The 17,042-nt window shown below is 38.5% G+C and carries 18 protein-coding genes and 1 pseudogene; 16 read left to right on the top strand and 3 right to left on the bottom strand.

What is annotated here, in order from left to right; translation table 11 throughout:
- Positions 1–432 (top strand): annotated as a pseudogene (locus ABU914_RS02735) (IS256 family transposase); the annotation flags it as partial.
- Between the two features lie 172 nt (positions 433–604).
- On the opposite strand, the gene rpsD reads toward ABU914_RS02735, so the two are convergent.
- The gene (gene rpsD / locus ABU914_RS02740) at positions 605–1,207 is read right to left on the bottom strand and encodes a 30S ribosomal protein S4 (protein ID WP_379668226.1); all 603 of its coding nucleotides are present in this window, start codon (positions 1,205–1,207) and stop codon (positions 605–607) included.
- Positions 1,208–1,597: 390 nt separating this feature from the next.
- Here rpsD and ABU914_RS02745 point away from each other — a divergent pair, with 390 nt between their 5' ends.
- Entirely contained in the window at positions 1,598–3,037 is a 1,440-nt protein-coding gene (locus ABU914_RS02745) for a sensor domain-containing diguanylate cyclase (RefSeq protein WP_379668227.1), read from the top strand.
- Positions 3,038–3,148: 111 nt separating this feature from the next.
- On the top strand, positions 3,149–3,787 hold the full coding sequence (gene refZ / locus ABU914_RS02750; protein ID WP_379668228.1) for a forespore capture DNA-binding protein RefZ: 639 nt from the start codon (positions 3,149–3,151) through the stop codon (positions 3,785–3,787).
- A gap of 45 nt (positions 3,788–3,832) precedes the next feature.
- On the opposite strand, the gene hisJ is transcribed toward refZ, so the two are convergent.
- The gene (hisJ, locus tag ABU914_RS02755) at positions 3,833–4,657 is read right to left on the bottom strand and encodes a histidinol-phosphatase HisJ (RefSeq protein ID WP_379668341.1); all 825 of its coding nucleotides are present in this window, start codon (positions 4,655–4,657) and stop codon (positions 3,833–3,835) included.
- A 463-nt stretch (positions 4,658–5,120) separates the two neighbouring features.
- On the opposite strand from hisJ, the gene ABU914_RS02760 reads away from it, so the two are divergent.
- From ABU914_RS02760 to ABU914_RS02810, 11 genes are all read left to right on the top strand, one after another.
- Positions 5,121–6,833 carry a septation ring formation regulator EzrA gene (locus ABU914_RS02760; protein ID WP_379668229.1) on the top strand — a complete coding sequence of 571 codons (1,713 nt, stop codon included), beginning with the start codon at positions 5,121–5,123 and terminating at the stop codon, positions 6,831–6,833.
- Between the two features lie 124 nt (positions 6,834–6,957).
- The gene (locus ABU914_RS02765; RefSeq protein WP_379668230.1) at positions 6,958–8,088 is read left to right on the top strand and encodes a cysteine desulfurase family protein; all 1,131 of its coding nucleotides are present in this window, start codon (positions 6,958–6,960) and stop codon (positions 8,086–8,088) included.
- Complete coding sequence (gene thiI, locus ABU914_RS02770) at positions 8,088–9,293, top strand: tRNA uracil 4-sulfurtransferase ThiI (protein WP_379668231.1); 1,206 nt, start codon at positions 8,088–8,090, stop codon at positions 9,291–9,293. Before ABU914_RS02765 ends, thiI begins: the two co-directional genes overlap by 1 nt.
- 89 nt (positions 9,294–9,382) lie before the next feature.
- Entirely contained in the window at positions 9,383–9,580 is a 198-nt protein-coding gene (locus ABU914_RS02775; protein WP_379668232.1) for an alpha/beta-type small acid-soluble spore protein, read from the top strand.
- Positions 9,581–9,891: 311 nt separating this feature from the next.
- A complete protein-coding gene (gene sppA / locus ABU914_RS02780) occupies positions 9,892–10,896 on the top strand; it encodes a signal peptide peptidase SppA (RefSeq protein ID WP_379668233.1) in 1,005 nt (334 codons plus the stop codon).
- 11 nt (positions 10,897–10,907) lie between these two features.
- Positions 10,908–11,378 (top strand): RDD family protein, encoded by a 471-nt coding sequence (locus ABU914_RS02785; protein WP_379668234.1) that lies wholly within the window; start codon positions 10,908–10,910, stop codon positions 11,376–11,378.
- Positions 11,379–11,472: 94 nt separating this feature from the next.
- Positions 11,473–11,970, top strand: coding sequence for a thiol peroxidase (tpx, locus tag ABU914_RS02790; protein WP_379668235.1), 498 nt, complete (start codon positions 11,473–11,475; stop codon positions 11,968–11,970).
- A gap of 168 nt (positions 11,971–12,138) precedes the next feature.
- Positions 12,139–13,122, top strand: coding sequence for a class I SAM-dependent methyltransferase (locus tag ABU914_RS02795; protein WP_379668236.1), 984 nt, complete (start codon positions 12,139–12,141; stop codon positions 13,120–13,122).
- Between the two features lie 22 nt (positions 13,123–13,144).
- The gene (locus ABU914_RS02800; protein ID WP_379668237.1) at positions 13,145–13,951 is read left to right on the top strand and encodes an EcsC family protein; all 807 of its coding nucleotides are present in this window, start codon (positions 13,145–13,147) and stop codon (positions 13,949–13,951) included.
- A gap of 7 nt (positions 13,952–13,958) precedes the next feature.
- The gene (locus tag ABU914_RS02805) at positions 13,959–14,267 is read left to right on the top strand and encodes a hypothetical protein (RefSeq protein WP_379668238.1); all 309 of its coding nucleotides are present in this window, start codon (positions 13,959–13,961) and stop codon (positions 14,265–14,267) included.
- Positions 14,264–14,617, top strand: coding sequence for a hypothetical protein (locus ABU914_RS02810; protein WP_379668239.1), 354 nt, complete (start codon positions 14,264–14,266; stop codon positions 14,615–14,617). Before ABU914_RS02805 ends, ABU914_RS02810 begins: the two co-directional genes overlap by 4 nt.
- 551 nt (positions 14,618–15,168) lie before the next feature.
- On the opposite strand, the gene ABU914_RS02815 is transcribed toward ABU914_RS02810, so the two are convergent.
- Positions 15,169–15,627 carry a universal stress protein gene (locus tag ABU914_RS02815; RefSeq protein WP_379668240.1) on the bottom strand — a complete coding sequence of 153 codons (459 nt, stop codon included), beginning with the start codon at positions 15,625–15,627 and terminating at the stop codon, positions 15,169–15,171.
- Positions 15,628–15,804: 177 nt separating this feature from the next.
- Between ABU914_RS02815 and ABU914_RS02820 the strand changes: the two genes are divergently transcribed.
- Together ABU914_RS02820 and ABU914_RS02825 are read left to right on the top strand one after the other, a co-directional pair.
- Positions 15,805–16,566 carry an SDR family oxidoreductase gene (locus ABU914_RS02820; RefSeq protein ID WP_379668241.1) on the top strand — a complete coding sequence of 254 codons (762 nt, stop codon included), beginning with the start codon at positions 15,805–15,807 and terminating at the stop codon, positions 16,564–16,566.
- Positions 16,567–16,610: 44 nt separating this feature from the next.
- Positions 16,611–16,982, top strand: a complete 372-nt coding sequence (locus tag ABU914_RS02825; RefSeq protein ID WP_379668242.1) for a hypothetical protein — start codon at positions 16,611–16,613, stop codon at positions 16,980–16,982.
- Positions 16,983–17,042: the final 60 nt, after the last annotated feature.

A 17,042-nucleotide genomic window follows, 5' to 3' on the forward strand; every position in this document is an offset into this window, starting at 1 on the left:
TTGTCATATCGCCCTCGGTGTAACAGATGAAGGTGATCGTGAAATCGTTGGTTTCATGATTCAAAATGGTGAAAGTGAAGCATCTTGGTCCACTTTCTTTGATGATTTGAAAAATCGCGGGTTGTCTGACACACAACTTGTTATTTCTGATGCTCATTCTAGGTTAGTATCAGCGATTCGTAAATCTTTCACAGGTGTTTCCTGGCAGAGATGTCAAGTGCATTTCATGCGAAACATCTTAAGTATTATCCCTAAAAAGGATTCCAAAACCTTTCGTGAAGCTGTTAAAGCAATCTTTCGATTCTCAGATATTCAATTAGCTAGAGCAACGAAAAACGAACTGTTACGTGCCTACGCGGACAATAAAAAGTATGAGAAAGCCTGCCAAAAATTAGATGAAGGCTATTTGAAGATGCTCTTCAATACACTTTGGTCATTAAATTGAGTCTTGGACCTAGATTTAATCTAGTCCCAAAATCGCCCCAATTTACCCCCTAAAATAGCCCCAAATCATGCATTATCTTACAATCCAAAAAAAGCCCCAAAACCTTGATATATCAAGGATTTTAAGGCTTTCAATACTACAGTATGCATTGCGTAAAAGTTAACGTGAGTAGAACTCAACAATAAACGCTTCCGTAATTTCAGCAGGCAATTCTGAACGTTCTGGGTAACGAGTGAATGTGCCTTCTAATTTTTCCTGATCAAATGTTAAGTAGTCAGGAACGAAACTGTTTAATTCAAGTGCTTCTTTAATGATATCTAAGTTTCGTGATTTCTCGCGAACGCTAATCGTTTGACCTGGTTGTAAACGATATGATGGGATGTCAACGCGTTGACCATCAACGAGAATATGACCGTGGTTTACGAGTTGACGAGCTTGGCGACGCGTACGTGCTAAGCCAAGACGATATACGATGTTATCAAGGCGAGATTCGAGAAGAATCATGAAGTTCTCACCGTGAACACCTTTCATTTTTCCAGCTTCGTCAAATGTACGACGGAATTGACGCTCGTTTAACCCATACATGTGACGTAATTTTTGTTTCTCTTGTAATTGTAGTCCATATTCAGAAAGCTTTCTTCGTTGATTAGGTCCGTGTTGTCCAGGTGGATAAGGACGTTTTTGAAGTTCCTTTCCAGTGCCACTTAAAGAAATACCTAATCGACGAGAAAGTTTCCAAGTTGGTCCAGTATAACGAGCCATGAAAGCTCCTCCTTAATCACTTGTTTTGTTGTAAAACAGAAACAGTGTTCGTAATCCCGACGTTTGCCCATTTTATTTTCACACACCTTCACTTCGACAGCGAGAAGTTACACAGTGCACCTCACTCATTCGCAGCCGCGGATCAAAAAGTTTAAAACTCATAATTGACCCAATAGAATGAGAAATAAAATGAACTCAAACGAAGTTTACGCTAGCTGTCTTATTTTACACAAATTTAAGTATAGGTTTTTTTTTGATAAGAGTCAAGAACATGAAAAACGCTTTAAGGATTATACTTGAAATAAAAAACACGAAGCAACTAAAATGTAGTATGATAGAAGTAGGACTTTTGAACGTATGGTGATAGCTTGCTAGAGTGAGGTGAAGGCCGTGACGAGTCATCATAAAGAGACTTATATCCATAATAATGAATTTGAGCGTTTGTTTCACTTAACGAAAAAACTTCTTTCTATATCACGATCGAATGAAGTATTGAGCGAATTTATTCAAGCCCTTTTAGATTTTTATCCCGAATCTCGCATGTTTTTATTATTAACACATGAAGACAATCAATATACCGATTTGCCAATTGCATATTTTGAGCGGAATATTAAGTTCAAAAATGAAGTAGCATTTCGAGCATATCAAACGGGAACGATTCAAGTTGATGAAAAAAACGATGAGCGCATGTTGCATATCCCTTTAAAAGGGTTGCAAGCAATGTATGGTGTTTTGCAGTTAACATTGCCAACATCGAAAGTGATAGAGGAAGCGGATTTTGAAATTTTGAAACATTTAGCGGATGTCTCTGGTAATGCGTTTGAAAAGGCACGGCTTCAAGAACAATTAAATCAGCGGCTTGATGATCTTAATTTGCTGAACGAAACGTCCCATACGTTAAATTCTAATCTTCGTTTAACGGATACAGTGGAGTATATGACGAAGCAAATTCAATCATCCATTCAAGCTGAGCAAGTCGGATTCTTTTTTTATAATCGCTACGGCGAAATTGAAACGTTAACGGGTTCTAGTGAATATTTTTTTGAGAAAAATTCAGAAATGCTCGTTGTTAAAATAAGTGAAGAAGTGAAAAAGCGAAAAGAAGCATTTATGATTACCGATATGAAAAATGGAAATATCGAGTCAATGTATCAATCACTTTTGGCAGTTCCGATGATCCATGATCGAGAGCTGAAAGGCGCTGCGATTGTCTTGCATCATGATCCCTATTATTTTACATTTGAGCAGTTTAAATTGCTCCAATCACTTATCTATCATTTCACTTTAGCATTTATAAACTCGATGCTACACGAAGAAATGGAACAATTAGCGATTACGGATCAATTAACACGTTTATATTCTCGAAATTATTTGGACGAAAAAATTAACGAATCGATGGAAAAAGACTGTTTGGGGACGTTCATTTTATTTGATATTGACGATTTTAAACAAGTGAATGATACGTACGGACATTTAACAGGTGATGACGTCATTATTCAAGTCGCTAATATTATCTTGAAGAATAAACGAGAAACAGATATTGCTGCACGATGGGGTGGTGAGGAACTTGCACTTTATTTGCCATCTGTCGATGTGAACAAAGGGTTGAAAATTGCGAAACGACTCGTAAAAGCTGTGCAACAGAGTACAAGCCCTTCCGTTACGATTTCGGGAGGAGTGACGTATTGGAGTGCAAAAAAATCCGAAGATACAGTGACAAAACTATTTAATCGTGCTGATCAGGCGCTTTATGAAGCGAAACGTTCCGGGAAAAACCGCATCGTAGTAGATTCATCCACTTCTAGCGACAATCTTCTACATGAAGAGTAGGAATCTAGTTGCAATTTGTCGTACGATTCTGCTAGGAATTTGTAGTTAAAAGGTGGAAAATATAAATAACGACAAGCGACTCCTAGTAGAATGAAATTAGGTGGGATAAATATGGATGAACGAATGACGAGGCAAAATATTTGTAACGCAGCCGTATCATTGTTCAATACGAAAGGTTTTACTGGAACGTCTGTAAGAGAAATCGCGAAAAAGGCAAATGTAAATGTCTCGCTGATTTCCTATTATTTTAATGGGAAACAAGGTTTACTAGAAACTTTAATGGAATCTTTTTTCGAAGCGTATATCAAAGTTTTAGAAAATGCCTATGAATTAAGCGATACACTTTCAACTCGAAACTGTATTCGTAAATCGATTTTTGACTTGCTTAACTATCAACAGGAAAATAGCCGCCTTGCTCGATTTGTTCATCGTGAAACGACGATCGACTCTACGTTGACAAGAGAGATTATGGCTATTTACTTACGGAAAGAAAAGTTTTATTGGCAAAAGTTGTTTGAACAAGGTTTTCGTTCAGGTGAATTGACGAAACGTGATCTCGATTTCACGATCATCCAATTAAAAGGGATGATTACGATGCCGTTTAGTAACCCGCAATACGTTGAAGAAATTTTTCATCTTTCACCAACTGAACAGTACTTTATACGGAAATATGGATTGTATATCGTTCAATGGCTTGACGAACGATTTTCATGCCATGAAAAACAGAAGCAAAAAGCAGATGTTGGATAATGTGAAAGCAACATGCTCCCTTAAGTTTGTTGGGAGCCTGTTGCTTTATTTCAATCCTTTCGGAACTGTCGTTTTATCGTGCAAATAAAGTTGTTGAAAGCCTTGACCTAATCCTTTTACACTATGTGCATCCGAACCATAAATTAGTGGAATGCCACGTTTGACCGCTTCATTAATAATCCATCCGGATGGATAAGCTTCTTTGCATAGCGGTTTCGTCAAACCAGCCCCATTATAGTCGAGTTCAAACCCTTTAATTTCGACTAAGTCTAATATTTCCATGATTGCGTTTTTGTTCGTTTTTTCATAAGGAAATTGCTTTTGAAATTTACGCACGAGTGTCATATGGCCAATTCTTCTCGGTTTGTGCTCTCCTAAGTCTGCGAGTATCGACTGTTTAACAGTATGAAAATATTTTTTATAAACAGCATCAACGGTTCCCGCTTTTTCAACAATTTGAGCAAACATTTCTGGACTGAAGTCTAAACAAAAATAATCATTTTGAAAGTGTAAAAAATGCACGGATAAAATCGCATCATCTAAATATTTTCCCCATTTTGAAAGAAATGCCCGTATATCTCTATCAAAACCTTCGATATAATCAACTTCAAGACCAATATTTATAGTGATTTTCGATTCGAAGTCTTTTTTTAACCTCGTTAACGTCTCAACGTATGCATCCATATCGATAAGGCGCATTCCGCTATCTTGATCAGGAGTCGGATCAATAAATGAAGAAGGAAGCGGTGCATGTTCAGTGAACGTTAACCCTTGAATGCCAAGTTCAATCGCTCGTTCTATGTAAGCTTCAAAAGAATCGCTTGTCCCGTGGGGACAAAAAGGAGTATGTACGTGTCCATCGTAACGGATCATTTATTATCCCACCTTTTATTATTAAAATCCAACAATTAAAAGAGAATTTTGACAAAAAATGTAGGAAACCGATACTCAAATGAGTGGTTACATGGTATCATAATAGCAAGATATTATGAAAAAGACGAAGACTTTATTTAAAGCGAGGTTTAGGCTCACATAAGTGGGTCATGCAAATGTTGCCACAGGACTCAAACAATGCTCCGTCGAGTATGCTGTACTAAAGAGTAAACCGAGAACAATACATCCTCGAATCATTATCGGGTGTCTCGAACGTGGCGTACTTAGTCTGCCTGCCTAATAAATCACTAATGGGTAGCGACACTTATCAATTTTTAGCGTGTGTTTGAATAATCAACGGATACTTGACATGCTGAAACAGAAGCCTGTCATTTTACTATACACAGGTTGCTTTGTTTTATCACTTTGAAGGATGCACGTTTCGGAAAGGGTGCTTTCAGTGAAAGTTATTATTGGCATTGTCGTGCTGCTTACAGTTTTTATCATTATAGGTGCATTAATACGTAAAAAAATATATCGAGAAGTCGACCGCCTCAGTCTTTGGAAAATCGAAATTTTGAATCGACCCATCTCAGATGAAATTTCAAAAGTGAAATCGTTGCATATGATTGGAGAAACGGAAAAGCGTTTTGAACATTGGCGAAGTGAGTGGGAACGAATCATTGCGATTGAGCTGCCCGACATAGAAGAGACGTTAATCGATGCTGAAGAGGCTTCGGATAAATATCGTTTTCGAAAAGCGAAACAGACGCTTTCAGCGATTGAGAACGAATTACATAAAATTGAAGAAAAAATTGAAGTGATTTTAAAAGAAGTTAACGAGTGGGTAAGAAGTGAAGAAGATAGTAAAATTCAGATCGTCACATTACAGGCTGAATACAACGAAACAAAACAATTTTTACTTTCGCATTACCCCAGTTTTGGAAAAGCGGCCGCAATTATCGAAGAGCAATTTCAAAAGGTCGATGAAAGTTTAGCTCAATACGAAGATGCGAATGCAGACGGAAATTACCCGAAAGCAGAAGAAATTTTAGTCTCTACACAGAAAATGATTGATGAAATAAAAGTAAAGCTTGAAAAAATCCCAGAGTTTCGCATCCAATTGACGTCAGAATTACCGAAAAAAATAGCTCAGCTAGAACGAGATATTGACGAAATGGAAAGGAAAGACTTTATTTTAGAGCGTCGTTCTTTTCAAAAAGAACTGGATGTAATACGTGATATTCTTCAAGCAGAATTGAAAAAAGTCGAAGCGGATGATCTTTCGACTACAGGTGAGAAAGTAAATGAATGCAATGAGCGAGTCGAGGCATTATACGATTTACTTGCAAAAGAAGTTGAAGCGAAGCAAGCGGTTATTGAAAAGCAAACAAAGCTGACACAAGATCTTGAAGTGCTACAAACGAATATTTCGGAATTGAAAAACGAAGTTCAAACGATTTTGGAGCGCTATCGAATTGATGATAAAGACTTAAAGTCACAAGTAAATTTAGAAAAACGGGTAGAACAGCTAGTCGCACGATTTGAAACGGTAGAAGAATCTTTGGAGCAGAAAGAACAATCGTATACGACCGTTCAGCATATGCTGGAAGAAATCGATGAAAAACTGAAAGAATTGCAAACATTAAGCGAAGACTATGCTGAAATGTTAGCGAACTTAAGAAAAGATGAAATTGAAGCGAAAGAAACAATCGAGCTGTTAATGAAACAATTGTTTAATGCGCAACGACTAATTGAGCGATACAATTTACCGGGAGTTCCTGATACATACTTCGTTTCTGTGGAGGAAGCGGAAGAGAAAGTAACTGAAGTTGAAGCGAAATTAAAAGAAAGCCCGCTTGATATCCCAGCAATCAATTATGCTTTAAAGCAAGCTTTAAAAGTTGTTGAGTTGTGCTTGAAGGATACGGAAGACATGATCGAAACATCATTATTAAGTGAAAAATTAATCCAATATGGAAATCGTTATAAAAGCAGTGATCCTTCGATTGCGAAGGCATTGCAAGAAGCAGAAGAAGCATTTCGAAATTATTTATATGCTGATGCTTTAGAAATCGCAGCACGTGCGATCGAACCGATCGATCCAGACGCACTGAAAAAAATCAATGTTGAATTGGAAGAGATTGAGCTCTCGATACTCGTCAAATCGTAAAAACACTCGGGGAAACGAAACACCGAGTGTTTTTTACTGTCACGAAACGTCCATTCCTTTACAACCGTCCTATAATTATGCTTGAATATAGACATTGAAATCGTCTAATAAGAGGGAAGTTTGAATGATTTATTTAGATAACAGTGCAACGACAGAACCTTACAAAGAAGTGATAGAAACGTTTACGACAGTGTCTGAAAAATTTTATGGCAACCCATCTTCTTTACATGAAAAAGGGTGGGAAACAGAACGATTAATTGAACGGGCACGTCAATTAATCGGAAAATACCTTCATGTGAAACCGCAGGAGATCGTGTTCACTTCGGGCGGAACTGAAGGAAATAATTTAGCGATAAAAGGTGTTGCGTTTCAGTTTCATCAACGAGGAAAACACATGATTACGACAGAGATTGAACATCCTTCAAGTATAGAAGCGTTTCGTTTTTTAGAGACGTTAGGGTTTGACGTGACCTATTTACCTGTTGATGAAAATGGGCTTGTGTCTGCTGAAGCTGTGAGAGAAGCGGTACGAGACGATACGATTTTAGTTTCGATCATTCATGTCAATAATGAAATCGGCTCAATTCAACCGATTGAGGAGATCGGCGCGTTTTTAAAGACAGAACGGAAAATTATTTTTCACGTCGATCATGTGCAAGGACTATCGAAAGTACCGCTAAGTTTCTATGAAGCGAATATTGATTTATGTACAGTTTCAGGTCATAAAATTCATGGGCTGAAGGGGACTGGACTGCTCTATGTCCGCGAAGGCTTAAAATTAACACCACTTCTACACGGCGGGGGTCAAGAAAACGGGTTCCGATCGGGTACTGAAAATGTAGCAGGTATCGTTTCACTCGCGAAGGCGATTCGATTAAGCTTTGAAAAAGCGAATGTGGATAAGTTGTACGAGTTGAAACAATATGTAATCAATGAGCTTGAGCAAATAGAAGGTTTGATTTTAAATACACCGAAGCAGCACTCAGCCCCGCACATCGTAAACTTTTCGCTCCCGGGGTACAAACCAGAAGTGCTCATTCATGCGCTCTCCAAAAAAGGAATTTCGCTTTCGACAAAATCAGCTTGTTCATCGAAACAAAGTGAAGCGAGCCACGTCATTTTGGCGATTGGAGAAAATAAAGAGCGCGCCCAATCAGCATTGAGAGTAAGCATGTCTTTTCATACGGAAAAAGCAGACTGCGAAATGTTTATTCATCATTTGCGTGAACAAAAACAATGGATAGGAGGATCATAATGGAATATGATCACATTTTGATCCGATTTGGTGAAATTGCATTAAAAGGAAAAAACCGTAAAAGCTTTGAAGAACAACTCATTCGTAACATTCGACCATTGCTTCAACAATTTCCGGATGTTCGTTTACAGCGTTCTTACAATCAGTTATATGTTGTGCTGAATGGAACAGATTATGAACCAATCGTAAAAAAATTAAAAACTGTTTTTGGGATTCAGTCTATGAGTGTCGCATTAAAGTCTGAAAATGATATCGAAGACATGAAGCGGGTGGCACTAAGCGCGATTGCGATGGCTGGAGCTGAAGTTAAAACATTCAAAGTATCGGCGCGGAGAAAGTTTAAGCCGTTCCCGATTGACTCTCAACAGTTAAATCGTCTGTTAGGAGCACACATCTTGAAAAATTATAAAAACATTAAAGTCGATGTCCACGAACCAGACGTAGAACTCCGTGTTGAAGTAAAAAGCGATGGGACGTATTTCAGTTCACTGCAAATTCAAGGGGCGGGTGGATTGCCAGTCGGAAGTTCAGGTAAAGTGATGCTCATGTTATCAGGAGGAATTGATAGTCCAGTTGCTGGTTATCTGGCAATGAAACGTGGTGTAACGCTTGAAGCCATTCATTTTCATAGCCCTCCATATACGAGTGAACGGGCGAAGCAAAAAGTCGAAGACTTAACTAATGTATTAGCCAATTGTGGGGTAAACGTCCAACTTCATGTCGTGCCTTTTACGTACATTCAACAAGAAATTAAAAGGCATGTTCCCGAACATTATTCTATGACGATCATGCGGCGTATGATGCTTCGGATTGCAGAAAAAATAGCTCGTAAGCGAGGTGCTTTGGCACTCGTCACAGGGGAAAGCTTAGGGCAAGTTGCAAGCCAAACGGTTGAAAGTATGCATACGATTAATGAAGTGACGTCGATGCCAGTGCTGCGCCCACTTATTTCAATGGATAAGCTAGAAATAATGGACATTGCAAAAAAAATTAACACGTATGACATTTCAATTCGTCCGTATGAAGATTGTTGCACGATCTTTTTACCGACGCATCCCGTAACGAAGCCTAAAGTTGAGCGTGCAATCGCATATGAGCAAGCTCTTGACGTCGAAAAATTAATCAATAAAGCAGTTGAAACGACTGATATGCTAACGTTTGCAGCTGAAAAAAAGATGGAATCGCCAGTCGATGAATTGTTTTAAGAATTGCCATCGTTGGTCGTGATTACCAAACAAAAATTAGTATGTTTCAGCTTATTTTACAAATCATAATAGCCAAGGGGGTGAAATCCTTGGCTAATAACAATTCAAATCAATTGCTTGTTCCAGGAGTTGAACAGGCGTTAGAACAAATGAAGTATGAAATCGCTCAAGAATTCGGTGTGAACTTAGGAGCAGATTCAACATCTCGCTCGAACGGTTCAGTTGGTGGAGAAATTACAAAACGATTAGTGCAACAAGCACAAAGTCAAATGTCTTCACGTCAATAATTTAATAATCATTGGCTAACAAGAGCGGGTCTTCCCGCTCTTTTTTCGATCGTTACAATATGGTAATATATAATATGTTTGTGTGACGCTAGGGCTCACATAATGTGGGTCAAGCAAACATTGTTCTATGATGTCATTCGTAGTTTGCTTATATCATTACTTAATGTTATTAGGTTTCTAGCGCCCGCTTGATATGGACAAAGTGGGACTTCAGAGCATTATCACATTGATGTCTTTTAATGAAGAGTATAAATTTCTAAAAGAATGATGACATCACAGTATTAGTTATTAGAAAAGACAAGGGGGTTCTTATGAACGCAAAAAGATGGGCTGCTCTAGGAATTGCAGCGGGAATTTTTATCGTTTCATTTATGGTAAAATTTGCATTTTCGTTAGCGTTTGGTGAGTTTGCTTCCTTCCAACAAAGTTTATTTGCGATGGATGAGTATGAAGTTACAGAGCGAACGATTGAACCAGGCACTAGCTTTGATCGCGTAGCGATTATTGAAGTCAATGGTGTTATTCAAGATTTAGGTGCCTCTCCTTTGCTCGCACAAGCGGGTTACCACCATCGATTAACGTTAAATATGCTAGAACAAGCTGCAGAAGACGATTCAGTAAAAGGAATTATTTTGCGTGTAAACTCGCCTGGCGGTGGTGTCGTTGAAAGTGCAGAAATATATAAAAAGGTTCAAGCGTTGATCACTACAGAGAAACCTGTCTATGTTTCAATGGGTAGCATGGCTGCTTCTGGGGGCTATTACATATCAGCGCCGGCGACAAAAATATTTGCGAATCCGACGACGATGACTGGTTCACTTGGTGTCATTATGGAAACGATCAACTATAGTGATTTAGCTGAAAATATCGGCATTGATTTTGAAACGATAAAAAGCGGACCGTATAAAGATATTGGTTCAGGATCTCGAAACATGACGAAGAAAGAACGCGAGATTCTTCAATCTATGGTTGACAATGCATACAATGATTTCGTTAAAATCATTGCAGAAGGTCGTAATATGTCGAAAGAACAAGTGAAAAAAGTAGCAGACGGAAGAATATATGATGGATATCAAGCAAAAGATGTCGGTTTAATTGATGAACTCGGTGATATTGATGATACGATCGCAGCAATTAAAGAAGAGATCGGTAATGAAAATCTCGGTGTAATTCAATATGAATCTGCTTTCGGCTTCGGTTCTTTTTTTCAAATGACGGCGCAAAAAATGTTCAGTTCGGAGTTTGATTTACTCGGAATTCGACAACTGATTTCAACATCAAATTCTCCACGTTTGATGTACTTATATGCAGAGTAGAGGTGAAAAAAATGGACCTAACCTCTCCAACAAATATGATTGATGAATTGGAAAGACAAAATGAGAGCGATTCTGTATACGCAGGCTTTTGGGTACGCTTTTGGGCATACTTACTCGATTTACTCATCATTGCGAGCTTGAACAGAATTATCGTATATCCGATTGTGAAGGTTTTTGATTTGCCGGAGTCGAGTTTCTTTTCAGTGCAAGCGATCGCAACGAGTCTCATCTTTTTTACTTATTTTGCATTGATGACGAAGTTTTTTAATCAAACATTAGGAAAAATGGTACTTGGGATTAAAGTGACTTCATTTCATGGTATGAATCTTTCATGGGGAACGGTCATTTTCCGAGAAGTCATAGGGCGTTTTATAAGTAAATCGCTTTTCGGGCTCGTTTACGTATGGGTTGCTTTTTCGCCAACGAAGCAAGGTGTACATGATTTTTTTGCGGATACGTGGGTCATTCATACGAAAAAGTAATTCTAAGTTGAAACTTTCACATGCAACAAGGTAAGATGAATGTACATCTTATGTACAGACCTCTAAGAGATAATTAATCATTGGAGGGATGATCATGGCGAACGTTACGTTTGCAGGGAATTCGGTAACTTTAATCGGATCTGAAGTAAAAGTTGGCGACAAAGCACCGAATTTTACAGTTTTGGATAACGGTTTACAAAATAAGACGTTGGAAGATTTTACAGGTGTTCGCTTGATTAGCGTTGTGCCTTCATTAGATACAGGCGTATGTGAGGCGCAGACACGTAAATTTAATGAAGAGGTCGGAACACTATCGAATGTAACAGTGCTGACCGTGAGTGTAGACTTACCGTTTGCTCAAAAACGTTGGTGTGGTAGTGCTGGTCTTGATGATGTCGTAACATTGTCAGACCATCGCGATCTTTCATTCGGAAAAGCATTCGGTGTTGCAATTGAAGAGATGCGCTTACTGGCGCGGGCTGTTTTTGTTGTCGATTCAAATGGAATCGTTACATATGCCGAATACGTCAATGAGGTGACGAATCATCCGAATTATGACGCGGCGATTGAAGCTGCAAGGAAAGCAGATTAAATGTTAAGATAATATAAATATAGAGTTTTAGCTTCGATGAAAAAAGGCATCGAAGCTTTTTTAGCAGGTAGGAAAATATAAAGATTTTAACCTACTTGCATAAGTGTAATTATGTTTTTGACGTCGTCAATTTACGAGGTTACTTTACGAGTTTGGAGGCAGTCGCTCATGTCATCAGTTGAAACATTATTTACAGTCATCGATGAAAGTACGCAGCTTTTACAAAACGAATTTTCTATTCCATATTTAGAAGCGATTATTCATACAGGAGAACATTTATTTTATCAACACATTGATGAGTCGATAAGTGAAACGAGTGAGAAACGGTTGCAAGAACTGTACAAGTATGTAAATATTGAACAGTATTCGAACGAAGAAATACGGAAAACAATGCAACTGGCAATTTTAAAAGGGATGAAAGAAGCAGTTCAGCCTCATCATGAAATGACACCTGATGCGGTATCTTTGTTTATTGCGTATATAGTTACGAAATGGACGAAAGGGAAGCAGTCGCTACGAATTTTTGATCCTGTCGTTGGTACTGGAAATTTATTGACTACAATTTTAAACGGTTTACCGAAAAACATTGAAACGAGTGCTTACGGTGTCGAAGCTGATGAGACGTTATTAAAACTAGCGTATGTGAATGCAAATTTACAACAACATCAGATTGAACTTTTTCACGGCGATGCACTGCAGCCGTTATTTGTTGATCCGGTAGATGTTGTAGTCGCTGACTTGCCAGTCGGATACTATCCGAATGATGAAGTAGCGAAGGATTATGAATTACGTGCCAAGTCAGGACATTCGTACATCCATCATTTACTAATCGAACAAAGCGTTCGCCACGCAAAAGAAAATGCAATTCTAATGTTTTTAATTCCAAATGGGCTGTTTGAGCATGATGCCGAACAACTACAATTATTTTTACAGGAACATACACATATTCAAGGGTTACTTCAATTGCCCACTACAATGTTTAAAAAAGAAGAAAATGCAAAAAGTATCTTTATCCTACAAAAGAAGGGGAAAGAGGCCCGTGCACCGAAAGAAGTTCTGATTGCTGCATTACCGTCGTTTACAAATGAACAAGCGTTATCACAAACGATCTTAAAAATGGATCGTTGGTTTCAAGAAAATATAACGACATAGCTTTTTTGGTGGGGTGTGTGAAATGAGCTTAACAGAACGAGAACGCAAAATTTACGCGGACATTATTCGTTGGGAAGAAAATGTTTTAAAAGCAAAAGCAAGGACGATTAAGCCAGAAGAGCAATTAGAAAGTCGCTTCTTTGAATCAATCGATACTATGTTATTTTTTATCCAAGCACTTGCGCAATCTCCGAAATGGCAACAGAAAGCGATCGAAAAAATAAGTAACGAAGCTCGTATGTTTGATCAATCGGTTCAAACATTGCATGATATCGCTCAATTACCCATTGAACAAATCATGGCCTTAGCTGAACAACAGGCAAAGAAAGAATTGCCTCGCTCATTAGTGCATGGCAGCTTAACAGGTACTGGCGGATTATTGCTATTAAGCCTCGATTTTCCCCTAATGATCATCCAACAAATGCGAACCATTCAGTTCATCGCGCTCAGTCACGGCTATACGATTAGCCATCCGACAGAAACGCTTATTTCATTAAAAGTGTTGCATGCCGCATTGACACCAACCTATCATCGTTATTTTGTTTGGAAAGCAACGGAACGTGAAATTGAAAAGCTCTCACACCCTTACTTGTATGAAACCGATGATTCAATCGTTGATCGCAACTGGCTTGAAAGTCAATGGAGACATGTCTTAAAAGTAATTGTCATCCGCATGTTACGAAAGAAAACAACTACAGGACTTCCGCTCATTCGCATGGTACTCGGTGCAACGGTCAATTATACTTCATTAAAAAATGTGGCCATAATCGCACAAAAGTTTTATACGAAACGATTGCTGCAGGAACGTTTACAGAATAGAAAGGAATGAACAACTCATGACGTATGAGTTTGTTTACGACGAACGACTCGGCATTTGCTTGCCGCACTTGAAATATGAATGGGAAATGTATTCACGTGAAACACAAGCGCGTATTTTATTCGAGTGGGAAACGATTCGCGGAACGATTCCAGATCGGATAAACGAACTTGAAGCCTTGATTAATGAAAAGCAAGAAAAGCTCGGGCATGAAGAAGATTTTACAGTTTCTTGTCATTTAAATCGAGAAATTAGCGAACTGGCATCGGTCATCAATGACTTGTGGATTTGGTTTCGGACTCGGCAAACGATCGAAATGAACGAATGAATGAACTTCGTAAAGAGAGCGCTTCATTGTTGTGCTATTTAAACGTGCTGTTTTTTGTAAGAAAAACAAAAGAAGCACACGATTTTTTTGAACATGTGCCTCTAGATTGTTTTAGTTTATTCGGTGGTTTTTCTGCGCTTGTGGTCGTTTTTGGTAGTTTTCCACCTAGAGCAGATTTGCCTTTGCTTTGTCATCAGTATCACTGCTTGTTGATGTTTTTGAAATCAAAAGAAAGGAGGATATCATTTCTAGTTGTATCTATTGAAAAAGTTACTATAACTGTGGACACTGTTAATTGGAACTCTTCCCCCGGTGCAACCACATCAGGCACGTTTGTTTTAAAGGTCTAGGCTGTAAAAAATAGATCAGCACCTGGCACTTGGGTTCGCAATTGAGGTCAAAAGTTTTTTCCAACTCATGAATTCCACCAGCAGCACTTGCTGAGTTTGTGCTAAATGCATAAATTAAGACCAGCGACAAAGTGAACATTGCAATTATTGCCTTTTTTATAAGATTACTAATTCTATTATTCCTCTTTTTTGTTGTCTGCATATGATGAATAGACCTTACTTATCAAGATAAAGATTTGTCTCTTTTTTAACTTTTCCAAAAAAATGTCGGGAAATCAAATAACATTTGTAGGTGTTTTGAAGTGTTTAACGATATGTCATTACAAACAAAACACTAAAAACGTATGCATGAGTATACCTACCTTCATGAATTTTTTCCAATGAGGAGAACACTGATAAGAACTCTCTGAGTATTGAAACTCAAAAATGGAGGCACACGCTCTTTTTAAACGTGTGTGCCTCCTGTTTATTTTTGGTCTATTCCAATACTTTTCTGCGTTTTAAGGAAAAGCCAGCAATCTAATCACATTAACATTGCTGGCTTTTTCAATTTATTCTGTTTCGGTTTGTTCTCTTACAATTAATACATCACATGAGGCACGGCGAACGATATTTTCCGAAACGCTTCCGATTAAAAAGCGTTCGATTGCATTGAGTCCAGTCGCACCGACGACGATTAAGTCAATGTTGTGATCCTCTGCAATTTTACCTGGGATGTCTCGTTTTGGGCTTCCCGATTCCAGTACTTTCTTTACGTTTTCAAGGCCGGCTGCTTTTGCTTTTTCGATGTACTCGTCGACTAACTTTTCTCCGTAGTTTTGAGCGTCTGTGATGGAGACATTGTACGGAGCATATTGATCGATTGTCGTTAAACTTTGCGTGTCAACGACATGGGCAATATGTAGCGTTGCTCCTTCGGCTTTTGCAACTTTTACGGCTCGTTCAAAAGCAGCGCTTGCCTGATCGGATCCATCTAGTCCGATCAACACGTTTTTGTACACTTTCATCATCCTTCCTCAATTTTTACTAAGACTTGATTATCTTTACTATATCCTTTTTCCCTTGCATTTGTAAGCAATAAACAAGAAATAGTAACAAAATGTCGAAATTCTTATTTCTTATAATCATGCTTAAAAAAATTGAAGTCGTGATTGGCTTTCATGTAAGATAAAAGAAGGAGGGTTACAATGAGGCATGCATTCGTTACCGCTGGATCAAAAGGTTTGGGGAAGAAAGTGTGTGAACACCTGTTGCAAGATGGTTTTCGCGTTTCGGTAAATTATCGAACTGATGCAGAAGCCGTTGAGCAACTCAAACGTGAATGGGCCCCATATCGCGATCGATTGTTATTTGTTCAAGGGGATATTACGAAAAAAGCACATATCGTTCGGATGGTAGATGAAGCTGTTCAGGCGTTTGGAACGATTGATACGTTGATTAACAACGCAGGTCCGTATATTTTTGAACGTAAGAAGCTCGTTGATTATACAGACGACGAATGGTACAACATGGTCGAAGGAAATTTAAGCGCGGTTTTTCATCTCGTGAAGTTAATGATTCCGGACATGCGAGAGCGAAAATTTGGTCGAATTATTACGTACGGATTTCAAGGGGCGAACAGTGCTCCGGGATGGATGAATCGTTCAGGCTTTAGTGCGGCGAAGGTTGGACTCGTTTCATTAACTAAAACGCTCGCTTATGAAGAAGCCGAGAATGGCATTACCGTTAATATGATCAATCCTGGGAATATCGTTGGTGATATGAAGGAAGCGGCGATTTCTGACGCTCGCAAAACGATTGATCATGAAACACCGATTGGCCGTTCTGGTACAGGGGAAGATATTGCACGAATCGTCTCATTTTTATGTCAAGAAAATTCTGATATGATCACGGGCGCTGTTATCGATGTGACAGGTGGCGTCGAAGTCGTTCATCGTTACCGAACGTGAATAAAGGAGAGGAAAGCCGCTCATCTTAATAACGAGGTGAGTATATGAAAACGGGATGGATTGCTAGTTTACTCTTTTTGCTTTTTGCAGTTCCAATTGCGACGAACAATCAGTTTCTTTCGTCTACGTTTACGTTAAAAATTGCTGTTGTTAGTAAAAACGATACTTCTGAACAGTTTGAATTTCATAGACCGAATCAATATACATATGTGAAAAATAATCGAAAATATCACGGTGCACAAGCGGAAAAAGCGATGAACGCTCTTCTGAAAGAAATGAATTTGTCGGAGGGAGCTACGATTGATTCACTTGTCGACCAATTGCAAAATAAGTCATTCAAACATCTTACCCATTTAGAAATTCGCTGGCTTACAGACACTAATGAATTATATACATGGGTGTGGAATTCTGATTAGAAACGTGTGCAAATCATTATTTTTAAAAAAGGACAGCCGGATTCCAATGGCTGTCTTCAT

The organism is Pueribacillus sp. YX66 (genome assembly GCF_041725775.1).
GTDB lineage: Bacteria > Bacillota > Bacilli > Bacillales > UBA6769 > Pueribacillus.